General features: G+C 60.8%; 19 protein-coding genes, 3 tRNA genes and 1 pseudogene. 12 read left to right on the forward strand and 11 right to left on the reverse strand.

Features of this window, described 5'->3' with window-relative positions:
• Positions 1–30 precede the first annotated feature (30 nt).
• On the reverse strand, positions 31–966 hold the full coding sequence (locus tag MTP42_RS02585; RefSeq protein WP_249257904.1) for an FKBP-type peptidylprolyl isomerase: 936 nt from the start codon (positions 964–966) through the stop codon (positions 31–33).
• Positions 967–981: 15 nt separating this feature from the next.
• On the reverse strand, positions 982–1356 hold the full coding sequence (locus tag MTP42_RS02590) for a DUF3592 domain-containing protein (RefSeq protein ID WP_249257905.1): 375 nt from the start codon (positions 1354–1356) through the stop codon (positions 982–984).
• Between the two features lie 220 nt (positions 1357–1576).
• Here MTP42_RS02590 and MTP42_RS02595 point away from each other — a divergent pair.
• From MTP42_RS02595 to MTP42_RS02605, 3 genes are all read left to right on the forward strand, one after another.
• A tRNA-Leu gene (locus MTP42_RS02595) sits at positions 1577–1663 on the forward strand.
• 130 nt (positions 1664–1793) lie between these two features.
• Positions 1794–3182 (forward strand): alanine/glycine:cation symporter family protein, encoded by a 1389-nt coding sequence (locus tag MTP42_RS02600; protein ID WP_249257906.1) that lies wholly within the window; start codon positions 1794–1796, stop codon positions 3180–3182.
• Positions 3183–3296: 114 nt separating this feature from the next.
• Positions 3297–3382, forward strand: a tRNA-Tyr gene (locus tag MTP42_RS02605).
• A gap of 302 nt (positions 3383–3684) precedes the next feature.
• On the opposite strand, the pseudogene MTP42_RS02610 reads toward MTP42_RS02605, so the two are convergent.
• Together MTP42_RS02610 and MTP42_RS02615 are read right to left on the reverse strand one after the other, a co-directional pair.
• Positions 3685–3927, reverse strand: a pseudogene (locus tag MTP42_RS02610) (TrpB-like pyridoxal phosphate-dependent enzyme); the annotation flags it as partial.
• Between the two features lie 72 nt (positions 3928–3999).
• The gene (locus MTP42_RS02615) at positions 4000–4170 is read right to left on the reverse strand and encodes a hypothetical protein (RefSeq protein WP_154277582.1); all 171 of its coding nucleotides are present in this window, start codon (positions 4168–4170) and stop codon (positions 4000–4002) included.
• Between the two features lie 113 nt (positions 4171–4283).
• On the opposite strand from MTP42_RS02615, the gene MTP42_RS02620 reads away from it, so the two are divergent.
• The 5 genes from MTP42_RS02620 (at position 4284) to ilvA (ending at position 10213) form a co-directional block, all read left to right on the forward strand.
• Positions 4284–5222: a ribonuclease Z gene (locus tag MTP42_RS02620; RefSeq protein WP_249257907.1), complete on the forward strand. Its 939-nt coding sequence runs from the start codon at positions 4284–4286 to the stop codon at positions 5220–5222.
• Positions 5219–6673 (forward strand): CCA tRNA nucleotidyltransferase, encoded by a 1455-nt coding sequence (locus MTP42_RS02625; RefSeq protein ID WP_249257908.1) that lies wholly within the window; start codon positions 5219–5221, stop codon positions 6671–6673. The genes MTP42_RS02620 and MTP42_RS02625 overlap by 4 nt, the downstream gene beginning before the upstream one ends.
• A 64-nt stretch (positions 6674–6737) precedes the next feature.
• On the forward strand, positions 6738–7841 hold the full coding sequence (gene mnmA, locus MTP42_RS02630; protein ID WP_249257909.1) for a tRNA 2-thiouridine(34) synthase MnmA: 1104 nt from the start codon (positions 6738–6740) through the stop codon (positions 7839–7841).
• A 137-nt stretch (positions 7842–7978) separates the two neighbouring features.
• A complete protein-coding gene (locus MTP42_RS02635) occupies positions 7979–8749 on the forward strand; it encodes a tRNA threonylcarbamoyladenosine dehydratase (protein WP_156069403.1) in 771 nt (256 codons plus the stop codon).
• Positions 8750–9007: 258 nt separating this feature from the next.
• On the forward strand, positions 9008–10213 hold the full coding sequence (ilvA, locus tag MTP42_RS02640) for a threonine ammonia-lyase (RefSeq protein ID WP_156074647.1): 1206 nt from the start codon (positions 9008–9010) through the stop codon (positions 10211–10213).
• A gap of 121 nt (positions 10214–10334) precedes the next feature.
• Here ilvA and MTP42_RS02645 read toward each other — a convergent pair whose 3' ends face one another.
• Positions 10335–11543 (reverse strand): ATP-binding protein, encoded by a 1209-nt coding sequence (locus MTP42_RS02645; RefSeq protein WP_097772778.1) that lies wholly within the window; start codon positions 11541–11543, stop codon positions 10335–10337.
• Between the two features lie 331 nt (positions 11544–11874).
• Here MTP42_RS02645 and ilvB point away from each other — a divergent pair, with 331 nt between their 5' ends.
• The 4 genes from ilvB (at position 11875) to ilvD (ending at position 17073) form a co-directional block, all read left to right on the forward strand.
• Positions 11875–13539 (forward strand): biosynthetic-type acetolactate synthase large subunit, encoded by a 1665-nt coding sequence (gene ilvB / locus MTP42_RS02650; RefSeq protein WP_098923285.1) that lies wholly within the window; start codon positions 11875–11877, stop codon positions 13537–13539.
• Positions 13540–13552: 13 nt separating this feature from the next.
• Entirely contained in the window at positions 13553–14116 is a 564-nt protein-coding gene (gene ilvN, locus MTP42_RS02655) for an acetolactate synthase small subunit (RefSeq protein WP_097772776.1), read from the forward strand.
• A gap of 75 nt (positions 14117–14191) precedes the next feature.
• Positions 14192–15211: a ketol-acid reductoisomerase gene (ilvC, locus tag MTP42_RS02660; protein WP_005929348.1), complete on the forward strand. Its 1020-nt coding sequence runs from the start codon at positions 14192–14194 to the stop codon at positions 15209–15211.
• 203 nt (positions 15212–15414) lie between these two features.
• A complete protein-coding gene (gene ilvD / locus MTP42_RS02665; protein ID WP_005929346.1) occupies positions 15415–17073 on the forward strand; it encodes a dihydroxy-acid dehydratase in 1659 nt (552 codons plus the stop codon).
• Positions 17074–17209: 136 nt separating this feature from the next.
• Here ilvD and MTP42_RS02670 read toward each other — a convergent pair.
• The 6 genes from MTP42_RS02670 to MTP42_RS02695 all read right to left on the reverse strand — a co-directional run bounded on the left by MTP42_RS02670 (position 17210) and on the right by MTP42_RS02695 (position 21510).
• Positions 17210–17286: transfer RNA gene (locus MTP42_RS02670), tRNA-Met, on the reverse strand.
• An 89-nt stretch (positions 17287–17375) separates the two neighbouring features.
• On the reverse strand, positions 17376–18542 hold the full coding sequence (locus tag MTP42_RS02675) for a DUF4349 domain-containing protein (RefSeq protein ID WP_249257910.1): 1167 nt from the start codon (positions 18540–18542) through the stop codon (positions 17376–17378).
• Complete coding sequence (locus MTP42_RS02680; RefSeq protein ID WP_005929342.1) at positions 18529–19020, reverse strand: RNA polymerase sigma factor; 492 nt, start codon at positions 19018–19020, stop codon at positions 18529–18531. The genes MTP42_RS02675 and MTP42_RS02680 overlap by 14 nt, the downstream gene beginning before the upstream one ends.
• Positions 19021–19123: 103 nt before the next feature.
• Positions 19124–19696: a hypothetical protein gene (locus MTP42_RS02685; RefSeq protein WP_249257911.1), complete on the reverse strand. Its 573-nt coding sequence runs from the start codon at positions 19694–19696 to the stop codon at positions 19124–19126.
• Between the two features lie 219 nt (positions 19697–19915).
• A complete protein-coding gene (gene argF, locus MTP42_RS02690) occupies positions 19916–20914 on the reverse strand; it encodes an ornithine carbamoyltransferase (RefSeq protein ID WP_249257912.1) in 999 nt (332 codons plus the stop codon).
• A 116-nt stretch (positions 20915–21030) separates the two neighbouring features.
• Complete coding sequence (locus MTP42_RS02695) at positions 21031–21510, reverse strand: deoxycytidylate deaminase (RefSeq protein ID WP_035393303.1); 480 nt, start codon at positions 21508–21510, stop codon at positions 21031–21033.
• Between the last annotated feature and the right edge of the window lie 24 nt (positions 21511–21534).

Consider the following 21534-nt stretch of genomic DNA (forward strand, 5'->3'; position numbering starts at 1 on the left):
GAGATGTCGGCACACGGCATCTCCCATTTTTTATGCGATGGTTTCCAGCACCGGTTCCTCCGGCGGGGGAAGCAGGGTGGAGTGGGCTTCCACGAACTCTGCCGCCCGCTGGCTGGCGATGCCCTGCCGCACCTTGCGGAAATCGTTGGCAGGGAAGGTGCGCTCACCCTTCCAGTGTGCCAGTGCGGCCTCCACCTCGGCATCGGTGGGCCAGAGGTGTTCCCGCTCGGCCACCATCAGAAGGCCCAGACTGCCCCGCAGCTTCTGCTCTGCCTGTGCGTGGAGCTCAGTGCGGAACTGCTCCACGGTCTGGCCCCGCACCTTGAGGTACTGGTCAAAGTTGACATTGTTGGCCTGCAGCCGCAGGTTGAAGTTCCGCTGTTCGGCAAAATAGTTGCCGGAGACCAGGTCCTTGGGCAGGGTGCCCTTGACACAGCCGCCCAGCTGGAAGATAAGCTCCCGGCGGGCCAGTGCCTTGGCCTGCGCACAGCGCTGGGCATAGAGCTCCCGTGCAACCTGCTGGCGCAGGGCGGCTTTGCCTGCGGCATCGGCGGCGCGGTCTTCATCGCCGTGCCGGGTGTTTACTTCCAGTTCAATGCTCACCTGACGGATGGGCCGGGGCTGGATGGGCTGGGTGAAGCCGGTGTAACGTTCCAGCTTCAGCGGCGGCAGGCAGTAGAACTCTGCTCCCGCCCGGAAGCCCTCGGCCCGGTTGACGGCCAGCAGCTCAAAATCTGGATCGGTCACGGGCACCAGATGCTCTTTTTCCACAAGCTCCTGATATAAAGTGGAAAAACCGGTCAGGATAGCCCGGTTCACGGCGGCAGTCAGCAGGTCCTCTTCCGTCTGCGGCGGGTTCTCTGTGGCCTGCTCGGCCTGAATGGCCGCTTCCAGCTCTTCGGCGCTGGCGGAGAATACCACCCGGCAGTCCCCGGGCTGGGGCATTCCGATATGTTCCAATACCATTGCGGTGACCTCCTTTCAGCGGCTAAAGCTGACCATCAGTGCCAGCAGCACAACGGCCAGACAGAAATAGAGGATCTCGGCCCCCAGAACGGAGCGGTCGCCCTCCACATACATCTTTTCGGGATCTTCGGGGTCGTAGTACAGCGTGACTGTTTCCCCGCTGGCAAAGCCCTTGCCTTTGGCGGCTTTGGGGTAGTGCAGGCGGTGGCTGCCGCCCTCGGTCTCGAACTCAAGCAGATAAGCCGTGCCGTCCCGGCTCTGAACGGTGCCGGCCACCCGGGCCTCCACACGCTGGCCCTTCTGCTGTAAGCGGCGGCGCTGCAGCACACTGCGCAGGCACATGTAGAACATGATGCCCGCGCCGATGATGAAGATCAGAACATTGAACATTCGGTTTCCCTCATTCCGTCATTACTCGCCCGGCGGCATACAGGCCGGACGGTCAGCTTTTATTGTACCATATTCCGGCCCAAATGCCCCTGTACGGAGTGCCCGAAATTTAGAGCATTTTTTTGTCGAACAATTTTGAAAATAGTGCTTGACTTTTCTTGTGGCTGTGGTATAATAACTAACGTTCCGAGCCAAACGGCCCACGAACAAAACAGAATATGCGGATATGGCGGAATTGGCAGACGCGTTAGATTCAGGTTCTAATCGGGGCAACTCGGTGGAGGTTCAAGTCCTCTTATCCGCACCAAACAAGAAAGATCCGAACCTTTTCTCGAAAGAGAAGGGTTCGGATTTTTTGTTGCGCTGGGATTTTCTGATTTACAAACCTGAAGTGCTGTATTATAATAAAGTAATCACACAACAGGAGGCTCCTCAGAATGTCCCATTTGATCGAAACGGTATACAACCTGCTCTGGGGTGATTTGTTCACCCTGCCGGTGGGTGGCGGCATCGGCATTTCGCTGATGGCGGTGCTGCTGCTCACGGCGGGCGTGTTCTTCACCCTGCGCACCCGGCTGCTGCCCGTGCGGCTGTTCCGGGATATGATCGCCGCTGTCTGCGAAAAGAACCAGAGCAGGGACAGCCTTTCCTCTTTTCAGACGCTCATCGTCTCCACGGCCACCCGGGTAGGCATGGGCAATCTGGTGGGCGTGGTGGCGGCAGTGTCTGCCGGTGGTGCCGGTGCGGTGTTCTGGATGTGGGTCACGGCCCTGCTGGGGGCCTCCACCTCCTTTGTGGAATCCACACTGGCCCAGAAGTACCGGCAGCCCGACCCGCTCTATGGCGGTCAGCGCGGCGGCCCAGCTTACTACATCCATGTGCTGGCCGAGCGCAGGCGGGGCAAAAAGCTGCGTCATTCTATCATCGCGGTGTTGTTTGCCATTTCGGGCCTCATCTGCTGGTGCGGCATCAGCCAGGTCATCAGCAACTCGGTCAGCTCTGCCTTTGCCAATGCGTTCTCCATCCCGCCCATCGTGACCACGGTGGTGCTGGTGGTGCTCTCGGCGGTCATTGTCCTGCGCAAGGATGCCACCGTGAAAAGCCTGGATGTTATCGTGCCGATCATGGCGGTCTGCTATTTCGTGATGACGGTCATCATCATTGCGGTAAATTTCCGCCAGCTGCCCGCTGTGCTGGGCCGCATCTTCTCGGAAGCCTTCGGCCTGCGGCAGGTGGCCGCGGGCGGCTTTGGCGCGGTGCTGGTGAACGGTGTCAAGCGCGGCCTGTTCTCCAATGAGGCAGGCAGCGGTTCGGCCCCCTGTGCGGCAGCGGCTGCCTTCTGCGATGATCCTGTGAAGATGGGCTTTGTGCAGGCACTGGGTGTCCTGATCGACACGGTGGTCATCTGCAGCTGCACTGCCTTTATGATGCTGCTGGCTCCCGCAAATGTCACCACTGGGCTGACCGGCATGGACCTGCTGCAGGCAGCGGCGCAGTACCATCTGGGCAGCTTTGGCGTGGTGTTCATTGCCGTCACGCTGGCGCTGTTCAGCTTCTCCACCTTCATCGGCATCCTGTTCTATGCCCGCTCCAATGTGGCGTACCTCTTTGGCGACCGCTGGGGCTGGCAGACAGCCTATAAAGTGCTGGCCCTTGTCATGCTGATGGTGGGCGGTCTGGAAGCCTATACCGTGGTGTGGGACCTGGGCGACGTGGGCATCGGCCTGATGACCATATTCAATCTCATTGCCCTATACCCCATGTCCGGCGAAGCCATTGCCGCCTTGCGGGATTACGAGCGCCGGAAACATCTGACCCAAAACTGACCCTGCCGACAGCTTCTGCAGAAAAGCTGCAAAAATCCGAAAAAAGTAGTTGACAAATCGCCCGCAGTCTGATAAAATAAACAAGTCGTCCGGCAACGGACGTGAACAGAATCTGGGCGTGTTCCCGAGTGGCCAATGGGGACAGACTGTAAATCTGCTGCTTTTCAGCTTCGGTGGTTCGAATCCACCCGCGCCCACCAAGAACTCCAGTATCCGAACCGGGTACTGGAGTTTCTGTTTTGTAATAACCTTCCCGGAGGCTAGGCGGGTGGATTCGAACAGCATCGACCCGCCGAACAGTCCGGCGGGGAAAAAAGCCCCTGCGGGGCTTTTTTAGATGCGCGGCTTGCGTAATCCACCCGCGCCCATAAAAAGACCGTCAGTGTAGAGATACGCTGGCGGTTTTCTGTTTGCAGAGGATGGTGCGCAGAAAAGGAGAAGCGTGTTCCCGGGATCGGGAGCGCACTTCTCCTTTATTATATAGTATAATTATAGTATCGGCTCAGATCTCGTTGCCGGGGAACCGGGGAATGCCGTCAAAGCCCTTTTGCAGGTCGGCATCGGTGGGGATGTAGTCGCTCATCTGGCCATCATGGAACTTCTCATAGGCCACCATGTCAAAGTAGCCGGTGCCGGTCAGGCCAAAGACGATGGTCTTTTCCTCTCCGGTCTCCTTGCACTTGAGGGCCTCGTCGATGGCGGCACGGATGGCGTGGCTGCTCTCGGGGGCGGGCAGGATGCCCTCTCACTGGTTTGGCTGGATTTTATCACGTCATTGTCCTGAAGTCAAGAGGGATTTCAATTTTCACAAAATAATTTACGCCCCCGGCAGAAACAGCAGCGTGCCCCGGGCGGCCAGTACGGGCTGGAACAGGCAGCCCGCCAGCCCGGCGGTGAGCGCCACGACGAGAAACAGCAGTGCCAGGACCAGAACAAGCCGGGCCAGCCCGAAGCGGTGGTGCCCGGCGGGAACTTTTTTGCGCTGCATGGTCAAACCTCCCTTTGTATCAGAGCTCTGCACCATCCTATGCCGGGCTGTGCCGATTGTGTGCGGGCGCAAAATGTGGTACACTGTTACCGACAAATCACGGAGGAACTGTTATGCTGACCATTACACTGCTGGGCACGGCGGCCACCATGCCCCTGCCGGACCGTGCCCTGACCGCCGCGCTGGCCGAATGCGGGGGCCATGCCCTGCTGTTTGACTGCGGCGAGGGCACGCAGGCGGCGGCCCGCCGCGCCGGGGTCAACCTGATGAAGCTGGATGCCATTTGCCTGACCCACTATCACGGTGACCATATCTTCGGCCTGCCGGGCCTGCTGCAGACACTGGGCTGTCAGGGCCGGGAGCGCCCGCTGACCCTTTACGGCCCGGAGGGATTGGGGGAGGTCTGGCCCGCCCTGCGCACCCTGGCCGGGCCGCTGCCGTATCCGGTCAGGGCTGTGCAGCTGGACACAGATCCCATCGACCTGACCACCCTTTCCTCCGGCTGGCCTGCGGGGGCGCAGCTTACGCCTTTCCGCACCCGGCACCGGGTGCCCAGCCGGGGCTACCGGCTCGACCTGCCCCGGGCGGGCCGCTTTGACCCTGCAAAGGCCCGGGCACTGAACGTTCCGGTGCCTGCATGGAAACTGCTCCAGCGGGGCCAGAGCATCCCGCTGGAAAGCGGGGCGGTGGTCGCTCCCGCGGATGTGCTGGGCCCGGCACGCCGGGGTCTGCGGTTCGTGTTCTCGGGTGATACCGCTCCCTGCCCGGCACTGGAACAGGCCGCGCAGAATGCCGACCTTTTCCTCTGCGATGCCACCTACCCCGACAACGAGCAGGAGGCGCAGGCAAAGCAGTGGGGGCACAGCACTTTTGCGCAGGGCGCGGCCATTGCAAAAAAGGCTGACGTGCGCCGGTTCTGGCTGATGCATTATTCGCCCATGATCCTTGAACCGGAAGCCGCCCTGCCCAATGCGCAGGCGGTATTCCCGGCGGCGGAGTGCGGCTTTGACGGCAAACAGATCATCCTGCAATATGACGAGGAAGCAACATGACAACGATCAAACTTGACCCGGGTGCAGCCCTGCTGCTGGATGCGCTCCATGGGGCGGGCCATGCGGCCTACGCTGTGGGCGGCTGTGTCCGGGACAGCCTGCTGGGGCTGGACCCCCACGATTGGGACCTCTGCACCAGCGCCCGCCCGGAGCAGGTGATGGCGCTGTTTGGGGAGGAAAAGTGCATCCCCACCGGCCTGCAGCACGGCACCGTGACGGTGAAGCAGGGCGGCAGGCTCTATGAGACAACGACCTTCCGCACCGAGGGGGCCTATTCCGATGGCCGCCACCCGGATGCCGTCTGCTTTGTGCCGGATGTGCGGGAGGATCTTGCCCGGCGGGATTTCACCATCAACGCCATGGCATACAGCGCCGAGGAAGGGCTCATCGACCCCTTTGGCGGGCGGGACGACCTTGCCGCCCATCTCGTGCGGGCGGTGGGGGAGCCGGAACGCCGCTTTGAGGAGGACGCGCTGCGCATCCTGCGGCTCTACCGGTTCGCAGCCCGGTTCGGCTTTGCCATCGACCCCGCCACCGGTGCTGCTGCCCGGGCGCTGGGGCCGCATCTGGACTGCGTTTCGGCGGAGCGCATCCAGGAAGAACTGCTCAAGCTGCTGGCGGCACCCCGGCCCGGAAGCTATCTGGAACCCGCCGTTCTGGCCGTTGTCCTGCCGGAGCTGGAACCGGAAAAACAGCCGGAACGGTTTGCGGAACTCTGCCGTACCATCGACCGGATCGAACCAACAGCGGAGAACGTGCCCACCCGGCTGGCGGCCCTTCTCTGCCCGCTGGGAGAAGCCGGTGCCCGCAAAGCTCTGCGCAAACTGAAATGCTCCAACGCGCTCACAGATGAGGTGACAGCGTTGGAAAGGGAAGCTGGAGGGGGTGCCGGGAGCTTTCTCCTGCCCCGGAGCCGAGACAGGTGGGCCGGGAGTTCCTCTGAGGACCGTCCGCTGGGGTGGGACCCTGCTGCCGCAGGCAGTAGGGCGGGCGATGGAATGGCCTGCAACAGCAACGACCGCCGCCAGTGGCGGATGCAGGAAGTTGCTGTTGGGGCCGCGGCCAGCGATACGCAAGCAATGCGCAGCGGATGCTGGGAGCCGCAACCCGAACTCGTGTCCGACCAGACACTTACAGCCAAACGTCTTTTAGGCCGCTATGAATTGCCGACCATAAAACGCCTGACCGCCCTTTGCAGTGCCCGGCATCCGGAACAGGCCGAGGCCTTTGCTGCCCTGCAGGCCGAGGCAGAGCAGCTGACAGCAGAAAATGCCTGCTGCCGGGTGAGCCAGCTGGCCGTGAATGGCCGTGATCTGATGGCGGCGGGGGTCAGACCCGGCCCCGGTCTGCGGCAGGTGCTGAACGCCCTGTTGGAGGCCGTCATCACCGGGCAGACACCCAACGAAAAAGACGCGCTGCTGGCTGCGGCGGCCCAATTTTCTGCGTCTTGACAAAAGAAAGAAGCTGCGGTAGTATTATACTACTGTTTTAGTGTGTTATTGAATGAGGGACGATATGACAGAAGCACAGAACACGAAGCGCCCCGGGGCACTCATCGCCATGAGCGGCGGTGTGGACAGCTCGGTGGCGGCATGGCTGATGCAGCAGGCAGGGTACGACTGCACCGGCATCACCATGCGGCTCACCCGAAACGAGACGCTGGGGCAGTCCGGTTTCCATACCTGCTGCTCCGAAAAGGATATCGAGGATGCCGCCGAGGTGGCCTTTGCGATGGATATCCCCTATGAGGTGCTGGATTTCACCGCCGACTTCCGGGAGAAGATCATCGAAAAATTCATCCGGGTATACGAGATGGGCGGCACGCCCAACCCCTGCATCGACTGCAACCGGTATATGAAGTTCGACCACCTGCTCCGCTGGGCTGAGAGCCATGGCATGGAGTATGTGGTCACGGGCCATTACGCCCGGGTGGAGCAGGACGAGGCCACCGGCCGCTGGCTGCTGAAAAAGGGGCTGGACGAGGGTAAGGATCAGAGCTATGTGCTCTATAACCTGACCCAGGAGCAGCTGGCCCATGTGCACCTGCCGCTGGGGGGGCTACACAAGGCCGAAGTGCGTGAAATTGCGGAAAAGCAGCATTTCATCAACGCCCGCAAGCACGACAGCCAGGATATCTGCTTTGTGCCGGACGGCGATTACGCCCGCTTCATGGAGGACTTCACCGGCAAGCATTACCCGGCAGGCGATTTTCTGGACGAGAACGGCAAAAAGGTGGGCACTCACAATGGTGCGGTGCGGTATACCATCGGCCAGCGCAAGGGCCTTGGCCTTGCCATGGGTGCGCCGGTGTATGTCTGCGCCAAGGATATGCAGGCCAACACCGTCACGGTGGGCCCGGAGGAGAACCTGTTTGACCGCATCGTCTATGCCGACGAGGTGAACTGGATCGCCATCCCGGAGCTGACTGCGCCCTTGCGGGTCACGGCCCGCACCCGCTATCACCAGACCGAGCAGGCGGCCACCGTCTACCCGGCAGGAGAGGGGCAGTTCCGGCTGGAATTTGACCAGCCCCAGCGTGCCCCTACGCCCGGTCAGGCCGTGGTGCTGTATCAGGGGGATGTTGTGCTGGGGGGCGGCACCATCGTTGCGGTGGAATAAACCCCTCAGGCGCTTCGCGCCAGCTCCCCTAGTAGGGGAGCCCTTGGCAGTCGTTGGAAAGTATAAAGTAAAACAAAAGCAACTGCGTCGAACTGATAAAACAATAGGCGTAGTGTAAGATGGAGGAGCAAGTATCTATGCAGGATCAATATTCCCGCACCCAGCTGCTGCTGGGCAAGGAAGCAATGGAAAAGCTGCACAATTCCCGTGTGGCGGTGTTTGGCATTGGCGGCGTGGGCGGCTACACGGTGGAAGCGCTGGCACGCAGCGGTGTGGGCGCGCTGGACCTCATTGATGATGACAAGGTCTGCCTGACCAACCTGAACCGCCAGATCGTGGCCACCCGCAAGACCGTGGGCCAGTACAAGGTGGATGTGGCCGAACAGCGTATCCACGAGATCGACCCCAACATCAAGGTCACCACCTACAAGATCTTCTTCACCCCGGAAACGCAGGATCAGTTCGATTTCACCCAGTACGACTATGTGGTGGATGCCATCGACACCGTCACCGGCAAGATCGCGCTGGTGGTCAAGGCCAAGGAGGCCGGTACCCCCATCATCTGCGCCATGGGTGCAGGCAACAAGATGGATCCCACCCGCTTTGAGGTGACGGATATCTACAAGACCTCCGTCTGCCCGCTGGCCAAGGTGATGCGCACCGAGTGCCGCAAGCGGCGGATCAAGCACCTGAAGGTCGTCTACTCCAAGGAACCTGCCATGACCCCCATCGAGGATGATTCCATCAGCTGCAAGAACCACTGCATCTGCCCCCCGGGCACCCAGCGCAAGTGCACCGTCCGGCGCTCGGTCCCCGGGTCCAACGCCTTTGTACCCTCGGTGGCCGGGCTCATCATCGGCGGCGAGGTCGTGAAGGATCTGGTCGGATTTGTGCCGATGAAAGGTTAAAAACGAGAACGCCCCTCTCCGGTCTCACAGATGTCGGAGAGGGGCGTTTTGGGTCAGGGGAAACCGCTCCCACGGCATGGGCACAGGCGGAGCGTGCATCAGGCTGCAGGGCTGCCGCCTGCCCGGGCGTAGCCATTGGCTGTCACCCCAGCAAACACAATGTTGAAATACGTTCATTTGACAAAATACTTTTACTAATTTATACTGGGATGCATATTCACATTCAAAAATCAAGGATAGAAGATAGGAAGTATCGTCATGCTGACTTTGGATAAGATCTACCACGCCGCCTTTGTGCTCAAGGACGTTGCCCGCAAGACCGACCTGATTGAAGCGCCCAAGCTCTCCAAGGACTGCCGCCTCTACCTCAAGACCGAGAACCTGCAGGTGACCGGCAGCTTCAAGGTGCGGGGAGCCTATTATAAGATCAGCCAGCTCTCCAGAGAGGAGAGCGAAAAGGGCGTGATCGCCTGCTCTGCCGGAAACCACGCACAGGGCGTGGCTCTGGCCGCCACCCGCCGGGGCATCAGGAGCATCGTCTGTATGCCGGACGGTGCCCCCATTATGAAGGTGGAAAACACCAAGAGCCTGGGCGCAGAGGTCTGTCTGGTGCCCGGCACCTATGATGATGCCCACGACAAGGCCGTGGAGCTGCAGGCCGAGACCGGCATGACCTTCATCCACCCCTACGATGACGAACAGGTCATCGCAGGTCAGGGCACCATTGGTCTGGAGATCCTTGACCAGCTGCCCGATCTGGATGCCGTCATCGTGCCCGTGGGCGGCGGCGGCCTGATCTCCGGCGTGGCCTTTGCCATCAAGAGCCTGCGCCCCGAGGTCAAGGTCTATGGTGTGCAGGCCGAGGGTGCCCCCAGCATGTACCGCAGCCTGCATGAGCACAAGTATCAGACCCTGAAAAATGTGGCCACCTTTGCGGACGGCATTCAGGTCAAGACCCCCGGCGAGCTGACCTATCAGCTCTGCGAGGAATATGTGGACGACATCGTGACCGTCAGCGAGGACGAGACCGCCGCCGCCATCCTCTCCCTGATGGAGAACCAGAAGCTGGTGGCCGAGGGGGCCGGTGCGGTGCCTGTGGCAGCGGCGCTGTTCCACAAGCTGCCCATCGAGGGCAAAAAGGTGGTCTGCCTGATCTCCGGCGGCAACATCGATGTGAACATCCTCAACCGCGTCATCACCCGTGGTCTGGTGATGAGTGGCCGCAAGGCCAACCTGACCATCGCGCTGGAGGATAAGCCCGGCCAGCTGGAGCGGGTGGCCGCCATCGTTTCCCGCTGCGGCAGCAATGTGGTCTCCGTCCTGCATGACGGCTCTGACCCCAACATGCCCATCTCCAGCTGCTTCCTCAAGCTGGTGCTGGAGACCCGCGACCATGCCCAGATCGAGCAGATCCGGCAGGAACTCACCAAAGAGGGCTTCCAGCTGGTGGCCGAGCGCGTTTGATTTTCTGACTGCCTCATCCGCCGCCTGCGGCGGCAGTTTTCTTTCAAAACAGCAAAAAGCGCCGTGCAGTCATTTCACTGCACAGCGCTTTTTCTTATCCATAAAAACGAAAAAACAAACATTATTTCTGCACGCCGCTCTCGCACTGTTCGATGAACTGTTTGGCCACGCGGGGGCTGCGGCCGCCAGCGCGGATGGCGAAGGCCTCGGCCTTGACCAGCAGCTCTTCCATGGGCATCTGGATGTGGTGCTGTTTTGCCAGCTCTTCCAGAATGGCGGCAAAGCGGGCTTTCTCGGGCCGCTGGAAGGTGACGGTCAGGCCGAACCGGGCGGAAAGGCTCATCAGTTCCTGCCGGGTGTCGGCTTCGTGGATGTCGTCGCCGGTGCGGTCGGTCAGGGTCTCCTTGATGAGGTGGCGGCGGTTGGAGGTGGCATACACCGCAATGTTCCGGGCCCGGCCGCCCACGCTGCCCTCAAGGATGGCTTTCAGGGCGGCAAAGTTGTCGTCGTTGGAGGAGAAGCTCAGGTCATCGATGAAGAGGATGAATTTGAGGGGGTTGGCTGCCAGCTGATCCATCAGGTCGGGGATCTGGTAGAGCTGGTTCTTCTTGACCTCCACCAGCCGCAGGCCGTCGGCGGCATACTCATTGGCAATGGCCTTGACCGTGCTGGATTTGCCGGTGCCGGCATCGCCGTAGAGCAGGACATTGTTGGCGGGGGAACCGGCCAGCAGGGCGCGGGTGTTGGCAATGACCTTTTCCCGCTCTTTCTCGTAGCCCGGCAGCTCGCTGAGCTTCTGGGGGTCGGGGTACTTCACGGGCACCAGCTGGCCGTTCTCCACTGTGAACACATGGTGCTTGGCAAACATGCCGTAGCCCTTCTTCCCGGCTTCCCGCATCCGCTGGTTATAGGCGGCGGTCAGGTCGAGCTGCCTTGCCTCCCAACGGGGCAGGAACGCCAGCTCCCGGTTCTGCCGGTCGGCGGCTTCCAGCAGCGCGTCCAGCGTCAGGCCGCAGAGCTTCTGCAAAAAGTTCAGCTCACTGTTCAGGGCGGCCTCCATCACAGGGGAGAGCTGGCCCGCGGCGGCCTGCCGCACACAGAAGGTCTCGGTCTCCAGCACGGCGTTGGAAAGATAATCGCCCAGATTGGTGGTGTGGGCAAACAGGGCGGCTTCAAAGGCGGCCACAGCATCGCACAGGGGGGCGATGCTGTCGTCAGCCGCTTCCAGCCGGTCGGTCAGCGCTGCCAGCTTTGCCACAACGGGGTCGCCCAGCAGGGCACGGAAAACAACAAGCCCGTGGAGCCGGGCGTTCCATTCACGAAGTTGCATAGGAAAATCCTCTCTTTTTAACGGCCTTGCCCTCTCAGGCGCGCCGCGCCAGCTCCCCCAAAGGGGGAGCCATTGGCAGGTCGGTCAGAAGGCTGTTTATTTTTATAACAGTGTAGAATTGATTATACTCTTGGAAAAGGCGCTTAGCAAGGGTGTGTTCAATTATCTTCATCTTTCGGCTGATTCACTTTACAAATCGTCGATTGACAAAGGCCCGATTTATAGTATAATTGACCCAACGTTCAAATCGGAATGCGAGATGCGAAAAGTAACGTGTCTGAGGGAAATTTTGTTGAGAGTGTAAGAGGAAAAGGAACAGGAGCAACTTACCATGCAGTTAAATGGTTCGCAAATTTTTGTTGAAGTCCTCTGCGAACAGGGCGTGGACACCATCTTCGGCTACCCCGGCGGTGCTGTGCTGAACCTGTACGACGAGCTGTATAAGAATTCTGACCGCATCCACCATGTGCTGACCGCCCACGAGCAGGGCGCTTCTCATGCGGCCGATGGCTATGCCCGCGCAACGGGCCGCACCGGTGTGGTGCTGGCCACCAGCGGCCCGGGTGCCACCAATCTGGTCACCGGCATTGCCACTGCCTACATGGACTCCGTGCCCATGGTCGCCTTTACCGGCAATGTGCCGACCCCCGGTCTGGGCAAGGACAGCTTTCAGGAGGCGTACATCGAGGGCATCACGATGCCCATCACCAAGCACAACTTCACGGTGCGCAAGGTAGAAGAGCTGGCCGATACCATGCGTGCGGCGTTCCGCATTGCGCAGAGCGGCCGCAAGGGCCCGGTGCTGGTGGATATCCCCAAGGATGTCACCGCTGCTGTCTGTGAGTTCACTCCCAAGCAGCCGGAGCAGATCCGCACCGTGACCACCTACGACGAACAGCAGGTCAAGTGGGCCGCCGATATCATCAACGCGGCCAAGCGCCCGCTGGTCTATTTTGGCGGCGGCGTGCGGAGCGCGGCTTCCTGCCAGCCCCTGCGTGACCTGATCCACAAGGCGGAGATCCCCGCCACCTATACCCTGATGGCCGCAGGCGTTGTGCCCTACGGTGACCCGATGAACATCGGCATGGTCGGAATGCACGGCTGCTACACCTCCAACCGGGCGGTCGCGGACTGTGACGTGCTGATCGCACTGGGCACCCGCTTTTCTGACCGCGTGGCCCTGAACCCCAAGACCTTTGCCAAGAACGCCACCATCATCCAGATCGATATCGACCCCAGTGAGCTGGGCAAGAATGTGGATGTGGATCTTGCCATTGCCGGTGATGTCTGCTATGTCCTGAGCGGGATGCTCCCCCTTATTGAGGAGAAGAAGCACCCCGACTGGATGAAGATGATCCACGAGTGGCAGGCACAGGATTACCACCCCGTGTCCGACCCCACCCGCCTGATGCCCCATCAGGTCATCGGCGAGGTGTGCAGCCAGTGCGGCCCTGAGGCCGTGTATGTCACCGACGTGGGCCAGCACCAGATGTGGGCGGCCCAGTACATCCGCCACACCAAGAGCCGCGGCTTTATCACCAGCGGCGGCCTGGGCACCATGGGCTTTGGCTATGGCGCGGCCATCGGCGCGCAGATGGCGCTGGGCCGGGAGCAGCGGGTGGTCATGTTCACGGGCGACGGTTCCTTCCACATGAACCTCAACGAGGCCTGCACCGCTGTCAGCTATGAGCTGCCCATCATCACGGTCATCTTCAACAACTCTGTGCTGGGCATGGTGCGCCAGTGGCAGACCACTTTCTACGAAAAGCGCTACTCCCAGACCGACCCCCACCGCCGCACCGACTTTGTCAAGCTGGCCGAGGGCTTTGGCCTGAAGGGCTACCGCTGCACCAACCTCCCCGAGTTCCAGGCCGCATTTGCCGATGCCCTCAAGCAGAAGGGCCCCACCTGGATCGAGTGCATCATCGACAAGGACGAAAAGGTCCTGCCCATGATCCCCGGCGGCGGCGACATCAATGATATTATCATGGAATAAGGAGGACTGACCCATGGAATCCAAACGCAGAGTCATCAGTCTGCTGGTGGACAACCAGAGCGGTGTTCTGGCCCGGGTGTCCAACCTGTTCTGCCGCCGTGGCTTCAACATCGACAGCCTGACGGTGTCCGCCACCAACGACCCGGCGGTCAGCCGCATCACCGTGACCATCACCAGCGATGAAAAGGCGCTGAGCCAGCTCATCCTCCAGACCGAGCGGCTGGAAGTGACCCGGCAGGTGTTCGTGCTGGATCACGAGAATTCGCTGGAGCGGGAGCTGCTGCTGCTCAAGGTGGCTGCCGATGTCCACAACCGCAGTGAGCTGCGGGAGATCGCCAGCATCTACAAGGCAAAGATCATTGATCTTTCGCCCGACAGCATGGTGCTGGAGCTGACCGGCCGCCCTGAAAAGGTGGACGCGTTCCTCAAGATCCTGGCAGATTACAAGATCCTTGAGCAGTGCCGCACCGGCGTGACCGCCCTGGAGCGCGGCGGGATGCACCAGCACATGCAGAAGCCCCCGCAGGAGGTGCGGGCAGCCCAGCTGCCCCTGCCCGGGACCCATTGCCCGCAGTAAGGCATAACCCCTCAGTTTTATTTACAAATCAAAATATAAAAATAAAACAGGAAAGAGTAAAAGGAGACTACTACCATGGCGATCAAGAAATACTACGATTCCGACTGCAACCTCGGCGTGCTGGACGGCAAGACCGTTGCTGTCATCGGCTTCGGTAGCCAGGGCCACGCCCATTCCGAGAACCTGGCCGAGAGCGGCGTGAACGTTGTTGTCGGTCTGCGCAAGGGCTCTGCCCACTGGGCAAAGGCCTCCGAGTTCGCTGCCACTCACGACAACTTCAAGGTCATGGAGGTCGAAGAGGCTGCCAAGGCTGGCGATGTTGTGATGATGCTGGTGCCCGATGAGCTGTGCGCCGACATCTACAACACGCAGGTCGCACCTTACATGACCGAGGGCAAGGCTCTGGCCTTTGCACACGGCTTCAACATCCACTTCAAGACCATCACCGCGCCCAAGAACGTTGACGTGATCATGATCGCTCCCAAGGGCCCCGGCCACATCGTCCGCCGCCTGTACACCGAGGGCGAGGGCTGCCCCTCTCTGATCTGCGTGGAGCAGGATTACACCGGCAAGGCAAAGGACATCGCTTTGGCTTACGCTTCCGGCATCGGCGCTGGCCGTGCAGGCATCCTGCAGACCACCTTCAAGGAGGAGACCGAGACCGACCTGTTCGGCGAGCAGGCAGTTCTGTGCGGCGGTGTCTGCGAGCTGATCCACGCAGGCTTCGATACGCTGGTTGAGGCTGGCTACGAGCCCGAGATGGCATACTTTGAGACTTGCCACGAGATGAAGCTGATCGTTGACCTGATCAACGAGGGCGGCTTCTCCAAGATGCGCTACTCCATCTCCAACACCGCTGAGTACGGCGATTACCGCACAGGCAAGCGCCTGATCACCGAGGAGACCCGCAAGGAGATGAAGAAGGTTCTGACCGAGATCCAGGACGGCACCTTTGCTTCTGAGTTCCTGACCGAGATGAGCCCCAAGGGCGGCCGCAAGGTGCACTTCTTGGCTGAGCGCCGGATGCAGGCCGAGCACCCCATCGAGAAGGTGGGCGCAGAGCTGCGCAGCATGATGAGCTGGCTGAAGAAGTAATTAACTCCCCCAGTCGCCTGCGGCGACAGCCCCCTCAAAGAGGGAGCCTTTTGTCTGACCGCAGCGTGAAGCCTCCCTCCGTGAGGGAGGTGGCATCGCGCAAGCGATGACGGAAGGAGTTCAGCCAAAAGCTGCTTTTAAAACTAAGAAAGGCTCCCTCCTTTGGGAGGGAGCTTTTTGCTACAAGGAAAAGAGGATATGCTATGAGAAGCGATAATGTGACCAAGGGTTCGGAGCGGGCCCCCAACCGAAGCTTATTCTATGCACTGGGTTACACCCCGGAGGAGCTGGAGCGCCCGCTGATCGGCGTGGTCAGCGCTTACAGCGAGATCGTGCCCGGCCACATGAATCTGGATAAGATTGCCGATGCCGTCAAGGCCGGCGTGGAGATGGCGGGCGGCACCCCCATCCTGATCCCTGCCATTGGTGTCTGCGATGGCATCGCCATGGGCCATGTGGGCATGAAGTACTCCCTGGCCTCCCGCGAGCTGATCTGCGACAGCGTGGAGACCATGCTGATGGCCCATCAGCTGGACGGTCTGGTGCTGGTGCCCAACTGCGATAAAATCGTGCCCGGCATGGTCATGGCCGCGGTCCGCATGGATGTGCCCGCGGTGGTCTGCTCCGGCGGCCCCATGCTGGCCGGCAGCTACGGCGGCGAGGAAGTCAGCCTTTCCAAGATGTTCGAGGCTGTGGGCGCTTACAAGGCCGGTATGATCACCGACGAGCAGCTGGAGGACTGCACCTGCAACTGCTGCCCCAGCTGCGGCAGCTGTTCCGGCATGTACACCGCCAACAGCATGAACTGCCTGTGCGAGGCCATTGGCATTGCTCTGCCCGGCAACGGCACCATTCCGGCAGTCTACTCCAAGCGCCTGCAGCTGGCCAAGCACGCTGGTATGGCCATCATGGACATGGTCAACAAGGGCATCACCGCCCGCCAGATCATCAACGAGCGCTCCATCCGCAACGCACTGACCTGCGATATGGCGCTGGGCTGCTCCACCAATACTGTCCTGCATCTGCTGGCCATTGCCTACGAGGCAGGTGTGCCCATTGACCTGAAGCTCTTCAACGAGATCAGCGCCAGGACCCCCAACCTCTGCCATCTGGCCCCCGCAGGCCCCACCCACATGCCCGACCTCTATGCCGCAGGCGGCATCCCCGCTGTGCAGGCAGAGCTGGCCAAGAAGGGCCTGCTGGATCTGGATGTGCCCACCGTGACCGGCAAGACCCTGGGCGAGAACATCAAGGGTGCCCACATCCTGAATGAAAAGGCCATCCGTCCCATCGAGAATCCCTACTCCCAGACCGGCGGCCTGCAGATCCTGTGGGGCAACATCGCTCCGGACGGCTGCGTGGTCAAGCGCAGCGCTGTGGCCCCCGAGATGCAGCAGCACTCCGGCCCGGCCCGCGTGTTCAACAGCGAGGAGACCGCCATTGCAGCCATCTACGCAGGCCAGATCGTCCCGGGCGATGTAGTGGTCATCCGCTACGAGGGCCCCAAGGGCGGCCCCGGTATGCGCGAGATGCTCAACCCCACCTCCGCTCTGGCCGGTATGAAGCTGGATAAGACCGTGGCCCTCATCACCGACGGCCGCTTCTCCGGCGCATCCCGCGGCGCGGCCATCGGCCACGTCAGCCCCGAGGCTGCTTCCGGCGGTCCCATCGGCCTGATCGAGGAGGGCGATACCATCAGTATTGATATCCCCAACGCAAAGATCACGCTGGAGGTCAGCGACGAGGTGCTGGCCGAGCGCAAGGCAAAGTACGTTGCGCCCGAGCCCAACATCAAGACCGGCTGGCTCAGCCGCTATGCCCGCATGGTCACCAGTGCAAACCTGGGTGCGGTGCTGAAGTGACCCGGAAGACCGCATAACAGCAAAAGCTCCCGACGCGCAGAACGTCGGGAGCTTTTTTTGTGTCCGGGTACAGCGGGATGCAGGGAAGGGAAATGGGACAAAAGAAAAGCATCCTGAATCACTTCAAGATGCTTGGTGGTTGCGGGGGCCGGATTTGAACCAACGACCTTCGGGTTATGAGCCCGACGAGCTACCAGACTGCTCCACCCCGCGATATTTACTTGTCTGCATCAGCTGCTCGCTGACTGCTCAAGTATAATACCACAGAGGCGGGTGGATGTCAAGGGTTTTGGAAAAGTTTTTTACTTTTTCTTTCTGGGATGGCGGACACGGTAGTAGATCACGCCGCAGACCGCGCCGATGAGGATGGCGGGCCATGCACCCACAAGGAACACCGCCACGGCCTGTGCACCGGACACGAAGCCGGTCCAGCCATTGCGCAGGGCGGCCAGCAGCTTTGCGCCGAAGCTGGTGCTGGTGGGGGTCAGGGTCTCCACCTCGTTCAGGGTGATATAGACGGTGCAGCAGGAGACCTGATTGCTGTACCAGTCCAGCTGGCTCTGCCAGCTCTCGATCTGGTACTGCACATCGCTTAGGCTGGACTCGATCTCCAACAGGTCGGCCAGGGTGTCGGCCTGGGCCTGCAGCTCCTGCAGGCGGGTGCGCTGGGCGGTCAGGCTGGCCAGCCGGGCCTCGGTGTCCATATACCGGGTGGTGATATCCTCCGCCTGCTGGTTCTGGTAGGTCACGCTGCCGGACTGGGCAGCGGCGGCCAGAAAGCTCTTGTAGCTGTCCTGGGGCACCCGCAAAGTCAGGCTGACGCTCCGGGTGCTGTCGGTGTTGGTGTACTCGCTGCTGGATTCCATATAGCCGTCCGCGTCAGAAAGGGCCGCATCCAGTGCCGCACGGGCGGTATCGTAATCCCGGGTCTCCAGCGTGAGGTTGGCAGTATAGATGATCTTGGCGCTGTCGGCGGTGCGGGTGGAAGCATCGCTCTCCGCTTCGCCGGAGGTCAGCAGGGAACCGCCGGTGGCAGTGTCTGCTGACCGGTAGCCGTCCTCTGCGCTGAAGGAGGAGATACCGTTGTCCGCAGAACCGTAGGTGGCGTTTTCGGTGTCCTCCATGGAGTAAACAGCGGCCTGCGGGGCGGCTTCCTTGGTGGCGGCGGCAGAGTAGTTGGAGGAAGAGCCGCCGCCCAGCAGGGTGACCCCCTCCCATTCGTAGGCATACACGGCACCGTACAGGCAGACCCCGCAGACTGCCACGCAGGCAGCCAGCTGGGCCCAGCGCCGGACGGGGAAGCGGAGGGGCTTTTTCTGTTTTTTGGGGGTCGGGGAAGGCGCGGGCATGGCGATGCTCTTGGCACCGGGGGTCTCGGCGGCATTGGCCTGCAGGGCAAGCAGCTTTGCCTTCAGGTCATCGGAAGCGTGCAGATCGTCCACTTCCATCTTGTATTCATACCACCTCATCTTCGATCTCCTCCTTCAGCAGCGTATGTAACTGGGCGCGTGCCCGCCGCAGCCAGCTGAGCACCGTGTTGGTGGGCGCACCCAGCATCCGGCCTACCTCAGCGGCGGTGTAGCCCTCGTAATAATGGAGGTACACGGCGTTGCGGTAGTTTTCCGGCAGAGTGCGCACCGCATCGAGCACACTGCCGTCATTTCCGGATTCCGGGGCAGGAATGTTTTCGTCCAGTTCGGTGTCCTTCTGGCGCGCGGCCCGGGTGATATCCCGGCAGCGATTGATGGCGACCCGCAGCAGCCAGGCTTTGAGGTGCTCCTCACTCTCAAAACGGCCTTCGTAGCGCAGGAGCTTTTCAAACACATCCTGCACCACGTCCTCCGCGTCGGCGGCGCAACTGCAATTGTGCATCGCGGCGCGGAACACGGTGTCGCTGTATCGCTGTACAGCCAGCGCAAAAACTTCGTCTTTGGTCAACTGTCCCATAAGTCTCTTTCTCTCCTTTGCGGCCCCGGGCGGGGCTGGTGGAAACAACGGTTTCAAAGGGACGTTTCACCCCATATACGGGTGAAGCGCACGGATTATTGCATTAACGATAAAGCCTTTGGAAAAGGGCAATTTTCTCCGCAAGATACAGATCTGCTTTGGGGTGGGCCAGCCAGTGCTTCTGCCGGGTGGTCTGGCACAGGCGGCGGGCAAGGGTGGCAGGGTCGGTGTCGATGGCCTCCACATCCTGCAGGGTCAATTGCAGGGTCAGAGCGGCCGGGACATCCGGCAGGGGCGGCAGCGGGTCCTCCCAGACAAAGGGAGGCAGCAGCTGCACCGCGCAGACAGCGCGGGAACACTCCTCGGTGAGCAGCAGGGCGGCGGGGGAGCCATCCGGCTCCACATGCAGGCTGCTGTAAAGCAGCTGGAGGTTCCGGGGAGCAGAGAGCAGAACAGCACCCTCATCCGCCGTTTCGCTGAGGGTGAGATACCCGGCGGCCTCGTCGGTATAGATGCGCCGGGCCGGTGCCCGGAAGCTGGCATAGAGCGCAGGCAGGTGGAAAACACCCGCCTTGTCCAGCCCGTGCTGCAGCAGCAGATAGAATTCGGTCAGCGGGTGGTCCGGGTCCGGCTGCGGCATCCCGAAGTCCGGCCGGGAAAGATGTCCTCCGCCCATAGTCTCCCTCCTTTTCCAGAGCATTACCCTTTTAGTATATGGGTTTTGCAACGGATTTTCAACTGTAATTGCAACGCTTTCGGAGAATGGGAAATTTTCCCGCGCGGCCAGAACCCTTTGCGGGGGAGCCTCCGGCAGACCAAAACGGGAGACAGAAACAAAAAGCCCGATCGTTCGGGAACGACCGGGCCTGTGCATATTGTGCTGAGAGAGACGCAGCTACTTCTGATAGCCCAGCGTAGCCGCCATCACGGCTTTGATGGTGTGCATCCGGTTTTCGGCCTCGTCAAAGACGATGCTCTGGGGGCCCTCGAATACCTCATCGGTCACCTCCATGGCATCGCGGCCAAAGCGCTCGCCCATCTCTTTGCCCACAGCGGTCTTGTGGTCGTGGTAGGCGGGCAGGCAGTGCATAAACACGGCCTTGGAGCCTGCAATATTCATCAGCTCCTGATTGATCTGATAGGGGGCCAGGTCGTGGATGCGCTCGGCCCAGACCTCGATGGGCTCGCCCATGGAGACCCACACATCGGTGTAGAGGACATCGGCACCCTGGGCAGCCTTGGCGGGGTCCTCCTCAAAGGTCAGGGTGGCACCGGTCTCGGCGGCAATGGCCTGGCACTGTGCGATCAGGGCGGCATCCGGCTGATACTTTTTGGGGGCGCAGGCGGTGAAGTGCAGGCCCATCTTGGCACAGCCCACCATCAGGCTGTTGCCCATGTTGTAGCGGGCATCGCCGAAGTAGACGAAATGGATGCCCTTCAGGTTGCCGAAGTGTTCCCGGATGGTCAGGAAGTCGGCAAGGATCTGGGTGGGATGGAACTCGTTGGTCAGGCCGTTCCAGACCGGAACACCGGCGTAATGGGCCAGGTCTTCCACAATCTCCTGCCCATAGCCGCGGTACTCGATGCCGTCAAACATCCGGCCCAGCACCCGGGCGGTGTCGGCAATGGATTCCTTTTTGCCGATCTGGCTGCCCGACGGGTCAAGGTAGGTGACCTCCATGCCCAGATCGTGAGCGGCGACCTCAAAGCTGCAGCGGGTGCGGGTGGAGGTCTTTTCAAAGATCAGGGCGATGTTCTTGCCTGCCAGCTGCTCATTGTGGCGGATGCCGGCCTTTTTCCTGGCCTTCAGGTCAGCGGCCAGATCGAGCAGCTCCTCGATCTCGGCAGGGGTGTAGTCCAGAAGCTTCAGAAAACTGCGATTTTTCAGACTCATTGTATACTTTCCTCTCTATGCAATATAAAATGTATATTTATTCGATAAGATAGTTCTATTATATAACGAATAAACTGTATTTTCAAGGGAAAGTTTTGGGAGAGGTTTCGCTCCCCTTACAGCTCCAGCAGTTCCTTCCGCCCGCTGGGGGTGTAGGCGGTCAGCCGCACGCCTGCCTTTTTGAACATGAACCGCGCTGCCACGCTGGAATCGGAATCGTGGTACTTGTCGCCGTAGTACACCACCTCGGAGATGCCGGACTGGATGATGGCCTTGGCACACTCGTTGCAGGGGAAGAGGGTCACGTAGACCCGGGCACCCTTCAGGTTGTTGTGGGCGCTGTTCAGGATGGCGTTGAGCTCCGCATGACAGACGTACATGTACTTCGTGTCCAGCGGGTCGCCCTCGCGCTCCCACGGCATGGCATCGTCATCGCATCCAATGGGCATTCCGTTGTAGCCCAGGGAGAGGATCTTGTTCTCCGGGCTGACGATGCAGGCTCCCACCTGGCTGCTGGGGTCCTTGGAGCGCATGGCGGTGAGCAGGGCGATGCCCATAAAGTATTCATCCCAGTTGATGTAATCGGTGCGTTTCATGGCAAAGTGCCTCCCTCTATCTTT

Origin of the sequence: Faecalibacterium sp. I2-3-92, from assembly GCF_023347315.1 — a bacterium.
GTDB lineage: Bacteria > Bacillota > Clostridia > Oscillospirales > Ruminococcaceae > Faecalibacterium > Faecalibacterium duncaniae.

Excerpts from the sequence above, each read along its gene's own strand:
- MTP42_RS02585 (WP_249257904.1), bottom strand. The coding sequence starts at position 966 with ATGGTATTGGAACATATCGGAATGCCCCAGCCCGGGGACTGCCGGGTG.
- MTP42_RS02590 (WP_249257905.1), bottom strand. The coding sequence starts at position 1,356 with ATGTTCAATGTTCTGATCTTCATCATCGGCGCGGGCATCATGTTCTAC.
- MTP42_RS02600 (WP_249257906.1), top strand. The coding sequence starts at position 1,794 with ATGTCCCATTTGATCGAAACGGTATACAACCTGCTCTGGGGTGATTTG.
- MTP42_RS02615 (WP_154277582.1), bottom strand. The coding sequence starts at position 4,170 with ATGCAGCGCAAAAAAGTTCCCGCCGGGCACCACCGCTTCGGGCTGGCC.
- MTP42_RS02620 (WP_249257907.1), top strand. The coding sequence starts at position 4,284 with ATGCTGACCATTACACTGCTGGGCACGGCGGCCACCATGCCCCTGCCG.
- MTP42_RS02625 (WP_249257908.1), top strand. The coding sequence starts at position 5,219 with ATGACAACGATCAAACTTGACCCGGGTGCAGCCCTGCTGCTGGATGCG.
- mnmA (WP_249257909.1), top strand. The coding sequence starts at position 6,738 with ATGACAGAAGCACAGAACACGAAGCGCCCCGGGGCACTCATCGCCATG.
- MTP42_RS02635 (WP_156069403.1), top strand. The coding sequence starts at position 7,979 with ATGCAGGATCAATATTCCCGCACCCAGCTGCTGCTGGGCAAGGAAGCA.
- ilvA (WP_156074647.1), top strand. The coding sequence starts at position 9,008 with ATGCTGACTTTGGATAAGATCTACCACGCCGCCTTTGTGCTCAAGGAC.
- MTP42_RS02645 (WP_097772778.1), bottom strand. The coding sequence starts at position 11,543 with ATGCAACTTCGTGAATGGAACGCCCGGCTCCACGGGCTTGTTGTTTTC.
- ilvB (WP_098923285.1), top strand. The coding sequence starts at position 11,875 with ATGCAGTTAAATGGTTCGCAAATTTTTGTTGAAGTCCTCTGCGAACAG.
- ilvN (WP_097772776.1), top strand. The coding sequence starts at position 13,553 with ATGGAATCCAAACGCAGAGTCATCAGTCTGCTGGTGGACAACCAGAGC.
- ilvC (WP_005929348.1), top strand. The coding sequence starts at position 14,192 with ATGGCGATCAAGAAATACTACGATTCCGACTGCAACCTCGGCGTGCTG.
- ilvD (WP_005929346.1), top strand. The coding sequence starts at position 15,415 with ATGAGAAGCGATAATGTGACCAAGGGTTCGGAGCGGGCCCCCAACCGA.
- MTP42_RS02675 (WP_249257910.1), bottom strand. The coding sequence starts at position 18,542 with ATGAGGTGGTATGAATACAAGATGGAAGTGGACGATCTGCACGCTTCC.
- MTP42_RS02680 (WP_005929342.1), bottom strand. The coding sequence starts at position 19,020 with ATGGGACAGTTGACCAAAGACGAAGTTTTTGCGCTGGCTGTACAGCGA.
- MTP42_RS02685 (WP_249257911.1), bottom strand. The coding sequence starts at position 19,696 with ATGGGCGGAGGACATCTTTCCCGGCCGGACTTCGGGATGCCGCAGCCG.
- argF (WP_249257912.1), bottom strand. The coding sequence starts at position 20,914 with ATGAGTCTGAAAAATCGCAGTTTTCTGAAGCTTCTGGACTACACCCCT.
- MTP42_RS02695 (WP_035393303.1), bottom strand. The coding sequence starts at position 21,510 with ATGAAACGCACCGATTACATCAACTGGGATGAATACTTTATGGGCATC.